Origin of the sequence: Vibrio sp. 10N.261.52.A1 (assembly GCF_002876325.1) — a bacterium.
GTDB classification, from domain to species: Bacteria; Pseudomonadota; Gammaproteobacteria; order Enterobacterales; family Vibrionaceae; genus Vibrio; species Vibrio chagasii.
In genome coordinates this window covers 1-459 of sequence record NZ_MCYD01000424.1, presented here as the reverse complement: position 1 = coordinate 459, position 459 = coordinate 1, and the positions used below count along the sequence as shown (strand labels likewise).

Below are 459 nucleotides of genomic sequence, written 5' to 3'. Positions count from 1 at the left end.
GTCTTTCGTTATGGAAGAGAAAGATGACCGATAAGGATAATCTTTTAAAACCTCAAGTAATAAACAGCCGCTGGTTGTCATAATGAGCATAGTAAACACTAAAACGATCAAAGCACCGATGGTCCATACTCCAGCTCCTGCAGCAGGGAGCCCGAGCATACCGGCACCAACGCAAATACATGCAACGATGCAAGCCCCTCCGATGAGTGAAGGCGGCTGAGTGGTCATTACTGATTTTTCAGTATCCATAACCTGTTTTGTACTATCCATAAGTCGTTACCTTTCATTCGTTCAACATTGCTTTTATCCATGACCACAACCCGTTGCTCTATGATGTTTTAGGGAAGAATCTCCAAGGTCAAAAAAAGCGCCAGAATTAAGAACTCTAGCGCTTAACCTTTGGAAGAAAACAATAATTACACACTAAATTAGATATATTATTTGACGTAAACAGAGTAA

General features: G+C 40.7%; 1 protein-coding gene. It reads right to left on the bottom strand.

What is annotated here, in order from left to right:
- On the bottom strand, positions 1 to 270 hold a 270-nt coding region (locus BCT81_RS05065; protein WP_277869794.1), incomplete at its 3' end, for an aromatic amino acid transport family protein.
- Positions 271 to 459: the final 189 nt, after the last annotated feature.